Consider the following 9,825-nt stretch of genomic DNA (forward strand, 5'->3'; position numbering starts at 1 on the left):
TGGATCAGCGCCCGCGCGATGGCTGTCCGCTGCATCCTGTCCCCCCGAAATCTCATAGGTGCGCTTGTCCAGAATTCCGCGAATGCCGAGCTTCTCCGCCACTTCCTCCAGCCTGCGCTCCATCTCCCGTACGGGCACCCCGTCCAGCGACAGGGACAGTACGATGTTCTCCCCGACACTTAAGGTATCGAGCAGGTTGAAGTGCTGGAACACGAAGCCCAGCTCGCGCCTGCGGAACAGCGCGGTCTGTTTGCGGCTCAACTGATGCGGGTTGGTCCCATTAATCCAGACTTCGCCGGCCGTCGGCTCGTCGATGGTCGCGATCACGTTGAGCAGCGTAGTCTTGCCGCTCCCCGAGGGGCCCATCACACCCACGAATTCGCCGGCGGACACCGCGAACTGGATATGGTCGAGCGCCTGCAGCGGTACGCGGCCTTCATAGATTTTCGACAAATGCTTCACTTCCAGAATCGTCACGTGCTCCAGGCTCCTCCGCTTTGATTTCTGTCATAGGCTTATTATAGGCAGTGCCTGCTTCAGCCTGCCATCGCGCAACATTACACTAGCTTACACATTTGTAAGCTTGAATTTGATTCGGACGGTCGTTCCCCGTCCTTCCTCCGATTCGATCTCGACGCCGTGTCCCATGCGGCTGCAAATCTGCTTGACCAGGTACAGTCCCATCCCGGTCGATTCCTGGTACAACCGGCCGTTCTCGCCGGTAAAATACGGGTCGAACACGCGCGGCAGATCCCCCTGCGGAATGCCGATGCCCTCGTCCTGGATGTCCAGAACCGCCTCGCTGCCGCATTGGTATCCGCGGAACCGGATTTGCCGGTGCTCCTCCCCTGCGGAATACCGGACCGCGTTTGTGACCAGCTGGGTCATGACAAAGGCAGCCACTTCTCGTCTGTAGTAATCCGAAGCCGGCACCACCTGCTCCAGATCCAGCTCTTCCACATAAAAGTCTTTTTCGAACGTGTCGAGCCGGGCGGTGTACAGCACCATGTCCAGCCCCTTCCGGAGCCGGTCGAGCTCATCGCCGATCGCGGTGAACTCCGGCTTGTCCTGATGCTGAATGATCAGATGGATGACCGACACAGGCGTCTTCATCTGATGCACCCACTGGTTGATGAATTGAATATGGGAATCGAGCTTGTGCTTATACTGCTGCAGCTCGGTTTGATAGCGGCGGTACTGCCCCTTGATCAGACGGTGCAGGCTCAGGGACAAGGGAGTCTGCTGCTTGTTGTTCAGCAGCTCTTCCGTCGTCGGGGACGGCGCGGACAGCCGCGCATAGAAGGTCCGGTTGCGCCAGTACCGGATCAGGAGGTACCCGGCGAACAGGAAGCTGCTGAGCAGCGCCGCATATAGGCTGACCTCGGTGTTCTGGTATCCGTCGAGCCGGTATACCAGCGTGATGAGAAATAATTGCAGAATATAAAGGGCGATAAGCGGGGCTTGGTCTCTCAGATACAGCTTCATGTTTCGTCCTCCCAGTTTGGAAGCAGCCGATAACCTTGGCCCCTGACGGTCTGGACGGCATCCTGCACGCCGAGCCCCGACAGTTTTTTGCGGACGCGGGTGACGTAGACGTTCAGGGTGTTGTCATCCACGAACGACTGGTCATCCCAGATCCGGTCCAGCAGCCGGTCGCGGCTGACGACCTGCTCCTGGCGGGTCAGCAGTTCCTCTAATATTTTGGCTTCGGTATGGCTGAGTTCCACCTTTTGCCCGTTCAAGGTCAGAGAGAGCCGGTCCACGTCCAGCGTAAGCCCTGAGACCGTGACGGACCGCGTCTGCTGGGATGCGGCATACGAACCGTACGCCCGGCGAAGCTGGCTGCTGATTTTGGCCACGGCGATTTCATAATCGAACGGCTTGGTCAAATAATCGTCCGCCCCGTTTTCCAGCGCCATCACTTGGTCCATCTTGCCCTCCCGGGCCGATATGAAAATAATCGGGCAGGTCGACAGGCCGCGAATTTGCCGGCACCAATAGTATCCGTCGTATTTCGGCAAATTGATGTCGAGCAGCACCAGGTGAGGATCGTAGCTCCGGAAGTCGCTCAGAACCGCAGCAAAATCTGTCACGGAACGCGTGTCATATTCAAATTTATGCAAATGCTCCTCCAGCAGGCTGACAAGCTTCTTGTCATCTTCGACAATGAAAATTTTAAACATGACGAAAAATCTCCTTTGGAAAAGTAAAGGTGTCTTCTCACTCCTTTGGTATTGTACCATGTCCGGCCTGCCGGGCCGAATTCCAGGCTGGAATCCCATAAAAAAAGGAGCTGCAGCCCCAAAGGGCGCAGCTCCTTGTCTCAAACGATCCAATTGCATACATTCACTGAAAGCAGACCGCTTGCAGCGAAAATCTTGTTACCGAATATGGAATGGTCCAGCATCGCTGAGGCCTTTATTCTCTTCAGTCAGGTGCTCAACCGGTGAGCCCGAAGCAAGTGCTGCAACGGCGCTCTCATGGGTCTCATGACGACTCTCCCGATCATGCAAAGTACATTTCGGCTGCATCGAGCTCGCGGCTTCCGGATACCTGATAATTCTCCTGATGGAGAACACCGTCCTCATCCTGCAGCTCGATTCCCCGGCGCTGCAGCTCCGACATCAACAGGGCCAGAAATTCCCGATCCAGTTCCAACTGCTTGGCCAGCATCACGCATTCCAGCAGCTGTTCATCAGACAAGATTTGCATTTCAATCCCCCCGATCTTCCAAGGTTCCCTAAGAATCCTGGAGATCTTCCAGGAGGAAAGGAACCCTTAATGATGAGTAACCGATTTTGCGAGGAAAATGGGCTTACCCTATTTAAAACCAAGTCAGCCGGTTTGTAAACGCACTTTCATCGGGATGAATGTTTTCCAGAAAAATATCAATTCGTCAAATTAATCCCTAATCAGACAAAACTTTACTTCCATTACGCTTAATTACAAAGATACCAAATCCGTGCTTAAACGGTTCAGCCGCTCCACGCCGTTCTCCGTAATCAGAAGCATATCCTCAATCATGATGGCTCCAATCCCGTAGCCGTAGTAAGGCGTCTCGATGCAGACGACCATGTTCGGCTCAAAAACCGCCGTCTCGGACGGGCTGATGAACGGCCCTTCCTCCGCGGCAAGGCTCAGCCCTGCGCTATGCCCCAGATGGCCCCGGTTGTACTGGCTCAGCCCCGCCGCACGGATGACGCTCATCCCCTCTTGGAATGCCGCCTGCATCGGCATCCCGGGCTCGATCGTCTGCAGCAGGCGGTCATGCCCGCGCCGGAGGGCCTCATAGATCCGCTTCGTGACATCCGTAGGCTCGCCCAGCACGAAGGTGCGGGCGATGTCCGAGCCGTAGCCGGCCACCTCGACGCCTACGTCGAACTTGATCACGTCCCCCGGCTGGCTTGGCCGGGTATCAAACACTTGCACAGGGGCAAAGTGGTCCCCGACCGAAATCATATGGAACCGCGGCGTCGACCCGTCCGGATTCCGCATCAGCGATCTCCGGAACGCATCCACGATCCCTGCGGCAGAAACACCCGGCTCGATTTCGCGGACCGCGTACTCGACACCCGCTTCCGCATAAGCGCATGCCCGGCGCAGCTGCTGAATTTCCCACGGCGTCTTGATCGCCCGAAGCCGCGTGAAGATCGGCCCCGCCTCGGCCAGCTCGGAAATGTCCGGGCACGCCTTGCGCAGCGCCATCACGGAAGAATGCCGCATCAAATCCAGCTCGGCCGCAATTCGCCCCCGGGAGATGCCGTACTCCTCCAGCACCTGCTGAAGGACGCCGAACATCTCCTCCGCCTGTGGGGACACCGGCCGCTTCCCTTGATAGCTGCCGCCTTTCAAATGAAGCGGATCATCCACATCTACCCAAGTAGGGTAGGTGCGAACCTCATACTGCTCGGGATCCCCGGCAAACCCGGCGGCTTCGAAATCATTCATGATGACGACTGCCTTCCGCCCGGGATCGCGGAAATGAACCGCCAGCCCAATCTCACTCATGCGCAGAGTATACATAAAGGCACTCTGATGCCCTGAGAGATAATAAAAATTTTCGCTGCTGGTCGCGACCAGCGCGTCGATATTTTCACTGTCCATGATCCGCCGTACCCGCTCCGAAATCATGTCCAGATGCTGCTGATGATCATTCATGCTGCGCTTCAACTCCTTCGGATCAGGCTGTCCTGTCTCCGTATTTCCGTTCTTAAGTCCGTGTATCATCGTTTATATTCCAGCCTTAGACCGGCTCCTGCGCCATCTGGCGAAGGAACTTGCGCGCCCGTTCCGTCTTCGGTCCGGCAAAGAAATGCTCCGGCGCCCCTTCTTCCTGAATGATGCCTTCGCTCATAAACACGATCCGATTCGCCACTTCCTGCGCGAATTTCATCTCATGCGTAACGACGACCATCGTCATTCCTTCTTCCGCCAGCTGCCGCATCACCTGCAGCACCTCGCCGGTCAGCTCCGGATCCAGCGCCGATGTCGGCTCGTCGAACAGCATGATCTTCGGCTCCATCGCCAAAGCGCGGGCGATTGCCACCCGCTGCTGCTGCCCGCCGGACAGCCGCGAAGGATACTCGTCCCTCTTCTCCGCCAAGCCTACCTTGCCAAGCAGCTTTTCGGCAATGTCAACCGCTTGTTCCTTCGGCATATTTTTCACCGTCATCGGGGCCATGATCACATTGTCCAGGACGGTGAGGTGAGGGAACAGATTGAACGACTGAAACACCATGCCCGTCAGGCTGCGCAGCTCGTGGACCGCCTTTTTTCGCTCTTTGGCGCGCATCGCAGCTTCAATGTGGACGCTGTCGATGCGGACCGAGCCGGCATCAGCCTGTTCCAGGCCGTTCAGGCACCGGAGCAAGGTACTTTTGCCCGAGCCGCTGGGACCCAAGAGCACCACGATTTCGCCCTGCCGAATGTTCAGGCTCACATCCTTCAGAACCGATAACGATCCGAAGCTTTTGCTTAAATGGCTGACTTCGATCATGCCTTCTCCCTCCTTAATAAGCCTTGGACAGCTTCCGCTCAATGACGTTCAAAATCGCCGAAAAGCCTGTGCTCATCACCCAGTACATGACGGCGATAGCAAGGTAGAACGGCATCGCCACGTAATACTGCGCGATCAGCAGCTGTGCCGATCGCAGCAGCTCTGTAACCGTGACGATGGACACGAGCGACGTTTCCTTTAAGATGCCGATAAACGTGTTGCCCATTGGCGGAATCGCCGCCCGGGCCGCCTGGGGCAGAACGACCTTGCGCATCGTCTGCCACGGCGTCAGCCCCAGAGTCAGTGCCGCTTCGGTCTGCCCTTTATCCACGGACAGAATCGCCCCGCGGAAAGTTTCAGACAAATAAGCGCCGATATTGATGCTAAGCGCAATATATGCTGCCATCAGCGGCCCCAGGGTAATCCCATAATCGGGCAAGCCGAAATAAATGATGAAGATTTGCACGATAATCGGGGTTCCGCGGATGATGGACACATATACCCTGGCGATGCCGGCGATCAGCCGGTTTCCTTTTAACCGGGCGATGGCTGTGAACAGTCCGATAAACAACCCAAAAAACATGGAGACGATCGTGATGAGCAGGGTGTAATAGGCTCCCGTAAACAGAAAACCCAAATTATCCATTACCAATTTCATTTAAAACGGCCTCCCACAGCTGTAAGACTCATAACTTAAAAGCTTGGATCGACGCCAAACCATTTTTGGTGGATTTCCTTCAGCGTTCCGTCGGTCTTCATTTCGTCCAGCGCTTTGTTGATTGCATCCAGCAGTTCCGGATTGTTCTTGCGCATCGCAACACCGGCATAATCGTCCTTGATGGAATCGCCGACCGCTTTGATCTTCAGATGGTTCTGGTCGATAAGAGGCTTCAGGGCGAACATGTTGTTGATCGTTGCGTCAATCCGGCCCGTGTTCAAATCCATCAGAGACGAAATGACGTCGTTGTATGTCGCGATTTCAAACTTGCCAACCTTCGGCATCGCTTCGTCGCGCAGGTATTTCTCGTCATTGGTGCCAAGTCCGACACCGATCTTCTTGCCCTTGAAATCATCGATCGACTTGATCGTATCGTTGTCGCTCTTCACGACCACATTTACGGAGTTCTTGATGTATGGCTCCGAAAAGTCCATCGTTTTCTCCGGTCATCCGTGATCGTCACCTGGACGGAGTTCTTGATGTATGGCTCCGAAAAGTCCATCGTTTTCTTCCGGTCATCCGTGATCGTCACCTGGCTGATCAGCACATCGTATTTCCCCTGCTGCAGCCCCTCGATCAGGCCCGAAAATTCGCCGGTAATGAACTCAGCCTCAACCCCGAGCTTCTTGGCGATCGCTTTGGCGATGTCGGCGTCGTACCCGTCTACTTCCTTCTTGTCGTTCAAGAAGTTATACGGGGCATACGTCCCCATCAAACCTACCTTGATTTTTCCGTTCTTCTTGACCTGTTCAAGCAGATTGCCAGCCGACGAAGACGCCTGATTGCCGCTTCCTCCGGAAGCATTGCTGCCCGATGACGCCGGATCTTTGCCGCAGCCGGCCAGTACCAGAGCGATAACGGCGATCAGCGACAGCGACATAAATAGTGATTTGACTCTAAACTTCATTTCTATAATCCCCCTTAAAATATATAGATTGAACTAATGTTTTTATTGAACTTCCTGTTATACGGCCCAATAGAGGCCTGTGTTATTCATTTCTTTAGTTCATTCTATATAGGTTGTAATATTTAACCCAGCAGCCCGCGGAACTCGAACCGGGCCGTTTCTTCGGCAATCTGCGATGCGGTGTATACCGGCTCGTAGTCCACGTCATGCAGCGGACCGAACAACCATTTGGTCAAAACGCCCGTGATGAGCGACACGAGAATGTTCACGCGCAGCGAAACGTCCGTAAACTGCGGCAGCATGCCCAACTCTATAGCGCGGAGCACATTTTTCTTAAAGGCCTCTTCAAACGCGATCCACACTTCCGATACCGCCGAACGGACCTTGGGATCAGCGCCTTGCCCCTTGATCAGCAGAAAGGCCATCAAATTCCGGTTTTCATTGGCAAACTCGAACAGGTTGGTCAGCAGGTTGGCTGAGGAATTCACCATGTCGTCTACAGATCCCGCATGCTTGCGGTATCCCTGTTCAATGACCTCGACCAGCTTGTCCCGACCGTTCTCCACCAAACGGATGGCCATCTGCTCCTTCCCGTCAAAATACCAGTAGAACGTCCCCTGCGAGACGCCGGCCGCCTTCACTACTTCCGATATCTTTGTATTATGGTAACCTTTGCGTGCAAACAGCTCGAGGGCGGCCTGCCTCAGCTCCTGCTCGCGCTGCGGTTCCTCATTAGTTTGCGATGGCAGAATCAGGACCCCTTTCATCACTTGACTGACGAGTCAGTTAATTTAATTCCGATGGGTTTACTATAGTATATGAAGCCTTTGGGGTCAAGCGTAATTTCTTCCTCGCGAGCAGCTCTGCGCCTTTTGAGAAGCGTTGAAGAAGCAAAAAAAAGAGCTGCTTAGCGCAGCTCCTTTCAGATGATCAATATTCCCGGGTTATAGGCTAATAGCTCCTCTTTAATCTTGTTGTACCTTTTAAACGCCATGGTGCAGCATTTGGAGCCTTTATGGATTTCTGGCTCAAAATACGCCTTCTTGTACACGCTGTCGATCAGCATAATCCTGTCCACGTTGACGAGGTTCCGGTCCACATTGCGGAACGTATACCCGCTCGCGCTCAGCATGCCGGACCAGTATTTGAGCGTGCCGTTCATATAAAACTGCTCTTCCATCGTATGAACGACAACCCGGTCTGCCGGAATGCTGAATTCCATGAACAAAATATCGTGTACCCGAAGATTGACGATGCCTGATTCCCCTTCAATATCTCGTGAAACCGTAAGATATTGCATCTGAATCAGCTCCTCCATTTCACTTCAGCAGCTCCTCTGGCGTCTCACCGCTGTAAATATACACAGGACTGGCAACACTTACGAGATACACAGCTACCAGCGTTAATGCCGAAGCAATGGCTGTGAATGTGCTGTGCTTAACTTTGCTGATCAGTGACATGGCGTTTCACCTCCTTTCGGTGGATCAGGCTGAGGGCTTGGACGAAGAAGACGACAGCAAGCGTCTGCGACTGGATCAGGACGTTGGCCAGTACAATGAGGACTCCGATCACCCGCAGCTTGGGATAATGCCTGCGCGGTATTCTGGATTGCTTTTCGATTTTGCACGGAGCAAATACAGCCACAAGCACCATGCTGAGAACGTTCAGTACCTGAACATAGAAGGCGGACAGCTCGATGAACGACACCAGGGTGAACAAGGCGGTGGTGACAAGCACGCACCATTCCCCGGTTTTCAGATGAATACCGCCCGTGAATTGGCGCAGCAACGCAAATCCGATCAGCGCTGTCGCCGCGCGGTCCATATGCCCTGTGAAGAACGCGATCAGCAGCGTGAGGGCGATAATCAACACCACGTTCAGAATGACGGCAATCGCATGTTTGAGGATGTTCACCGAGGATTTATGATCCGGAACCTGCCGCTTGATCCCTTCGGCGATTCGTACGGCGGCCGTTTCAATCAGCATGGATATCCTCCTCTTCCTTTCGGATGGTGTAATACAAAAAGAGGCCGAACGTGCAGGCGAAAAACAGAACGTTGATCCATACCTTGTTGTAATAGAAAATAAATTCCACCAAGACGAGCGTGACCATAATCAGCAGCACCAGCACGATGTGCTCTTTCTTGAAGCGCAGCCTTTCAAAGTCAAAGGCGAACCCGATGCCAAACTTGTACATGAGCCACGATACCCCAAGTCCCGTTAACGCCGAGACAACCTGCAAGCTGTAAGAGTTAACGTCCGTGGCGCTGGCTTCCTGAACCGATCCGAACAACCAGAGCACATAGACGGTCTGGATGAGCGCATACAGCGCATAACCCAGAATCGTGCAGATAGCCGACCAGGCCAGAGGAATCTTCATCACGGTCGTATACAGCAGAATGTAAATCAGAATCGTGATTAACGGTGCCGCAAATGCCAGCGACAGCTCGTCCCTCATAACATAGCTCTGCACATTCGCCAGCAGCGTGATACACAGAGCCTGCCACAAGTAATCCGAGGTTTTGAACCTAAACAGCGACATCGTCAGAGAATAGATCGCAAATGTCTCCAGCGTTGAAAAAAACATGAAGCCGAGAGCTTCCACCTAACTTCCTCCTACTACCGTACCATTCCTATGTTTGACTTTTCTTCCGTTATTCTCACGGTTCACAGGCGGCGGCCAGCATCCATACGCCGAGGGACTTCCCCGGTGCATTTCGCTTCCCTAATATATTTTATAAATTGGAATTTTTTACTTACTATAAACATACGACGTTGTCGATAAAAACGAAAGATGGAATTTTATGTTTTAGCGAATTTTTTTACGACATGTTCCCGGTTAAATCGACACAAACCCTTTTTATGAATACGCTTTCAAAATGGGTGGTAGCTCGCCGCTCTGGAGGCCGTCTCATCCGGCAGCAAATCCACGTAATGCGCTCCGCACTCATCGCATCCCGCCGCCAGCCGGTGAGTGTGCATATAGTATCCGGTCTTCAGCACTTGTCTGGCCTCGTGCTCCTTCACGAGCTTGCCGCATCCCATACAGTAAATCCGGTCTTCGAAACATGATTGATTCATATAGGTAAACTCCCTTCGATCTATTTCTTTTCACCTCTATAAACATATACTTCATATGAATGCGAATCCCTCCCTATCCGGTACTTTTTATCCAAGGAAAACCTTTCCTGATTGTACGTGAAT

At 53.6% G+C, this 9,825-nt stretch carries 14 protein-coding genes and 1 pseudogene; all 15 read right to left on the reverse strand.

Annotated features, from left to right (window positions below; translation table 11 throughout):
* Positions 1-477: pseudogene (locus CPT76_RS32085) on the reverse strand (ABC transporter ATP-binding protein); the annotation flags it as partial.
* Between the two features lie 90 nt (positions 478-567).
* On the reverse strand, positions 568-1,485 hold the full coding sequence (locus CPT76_RS32090; protein WP_105445767.1) for a sensor histidine kinase: 918 nt from the start codon (positions 1,483-1,485) through the stop codon (positions 568-570).
* Positions 1,482-2,183, reverse strand: coding sequence for a response regulator transcription factor (locus CPT76_RS32095; protein WP_105445768.1), 702 nt, complete (start codon positions 2,181-2,183; stop codon positions 1,482-1,484). Before CPT76_RS32095 ends, CPT76_RS32090 begins: the two co-directional genes overlap by 4 nt.
* A 322-nt stretch (positions 2,184-2,505) precedes the next feature.
* Positions 2,506-2,712: a sporulation histidine kinase inhibitor Sda gene (sda, locus tag CPT76_RS32105; RefSeq protein ID WP_105445770.1), complete on the reverse strand. Its 207-nt coding sequence runs from the start codon at positions 2,710-2,712 to the stop codon at positions 2,506-2,508.
* A 231-nt stretch (positions 2,713-2,943) separates the two neighbouring features.
* Entirely contained in the window at positions 2,944-4,158 is a 1,215-nt protein-coding gene (locus CPT76_RS32110; protein WP_105445839.1) for a M24 family metallopeptidase, read from the reverse strand.
* Between the two features lie 85 nt (positions 4,159-4,243).
* The gene (locus CPT76_RS32115; protein ID WP_105445771.1) at positions 4,244-4,996 is read right to left on the reverse strand and encodes an amino acid ABC transporter ATP-binding protein; all 753 of its coding nucleotides are present in this window, start codon (positions 4,994-4,996) and stop codon (positions 4,244-4,246) included.
* 13 nt (positions 4,997-5,009) lie between these two features.
* Positions 5,010-5,654 carry an amino acid ABC transporter permease gene (locus tag CPT76_RS32120; RefSeq protein ID WP_105445772.1) on the reverse strand — a complete coding sequence of 215 codons (645 nt, stop codon included), beginning with the start codon at positions 5,652-5,654 and terminating at the stop codon, positions 5,010-5,012.
* Positions 5,655-5,689: 35 nt separating this feature from the next.
* Positions 5,690-6,148, reverse strand: coding sequence for a transporter substrate-binding domain-containing protein (locus CPT76_RS42530; protein ID WP_483870084.1), 459 nt, complete (start codon positions 6,146-6,148; stop codon positions 5,690-5,692).
* Positions 6,112-6,621: a transporter substrate-binding domain-containing protein gene (locus CPT76_RS42535; protein ID WP_483870085.1), complete on the reverse strand. Its 510-nt coding sequence runs from the start codon at positions 6,619-6,621 to the stop codon at positions 6,112-6,114. The genes CPT76_RS42530 and CPT76_RS42535 overlap by 37 nt, the downstream gene beginning before the upstream one ends.
* Positions 6,622-6,743: 122 nt before the next feature.
* Positions 6,744-7,388 (reverse strand): TetR/AcrR family transcriptional regulator, encoded by a 645-nt coding sequence (locus CPT76_RS32130; protein ID WP_105445773.1) that lies wholly within the window; start codon positions 7,386-7,388, stop codon positions 6,744-6,746.
* 155 nt (positions 7,389-7,543) lie between these two features.
* The gene (locus tag CPT76_RS32135; RefSeq protein WP_181153188.1) at positions 7,544-7,921 is read right to left on the reverse strand and encodes a LytTR family DNA-binding domain-containing protein; all 378 of its coding nucleotides are present in this window, start codon (positions 7,919-7,921) and stop codon (positions 7,544-7,546) included.
* Positions 7,922-7,940: 19 nt separating this feature from the next.
* Complete coding sequence (locus tag CPT76_RS32140; protein ID WP_089549203.1) at positions 7,941-8,081, reverse strand: AgrD family cyclic lactone autoinducer peptide; 141 nt, start codon at positions 8,079-8,081, stop codon at positions 7,941-7,943.
* On the reverse strand, positions 8,059-8,607 hold the full coding sequence (locus CPT76_RS32145; RefSeq protein WP_258169020.1) for an accessory gene regulator ArgB-like protein: 549 nt from the start codon (positions 8,605-8,607) through the stop codon (positions 8,059-8,061). Before CPT76_RS32145 ends, CPT76_RS32140 begins: the two co-directional genes overlap by 23 nt.
* Entirely contained in the window at positions 8,597-9,226 is a 630-nt protein-coding gene (locus CPT76_RS32150; RefSeq protein WP_105445775.1) for a hypothetical protein, read from the reverse strand. The genes CPT76_RS32145 and CPT76_RS32150 overlap by 11 nt, the downstream gene beginning before the upstream one ends.
* Before the next feature lie 269 nt (positions 9,227-9,495).
* The gene (locus CPT76_RS32155) at positions 9,496-9,702 is read right to left on the reverse strand and encodes a hypothetical protein (RefSeq protein ID WP_105445776.1); all 207 of its coding nucleotides are present in this window, start codon (positions 9,700-9,702) and stop codon (positions 9,496-9,498) included.
* Positions 9,703-9,825: the final 123 nt, after the last annotated feature.

It is taken from the genome of Paenibacillus sp. AR247 (genome assembly GCF_002968895.1).
GTDB lineage: Bacteria > Bacillota > Bacilli > Paenibacillales > Paenibacillaceae > Paenibacillus_AQ > Paenibacillus_AQ favisporus.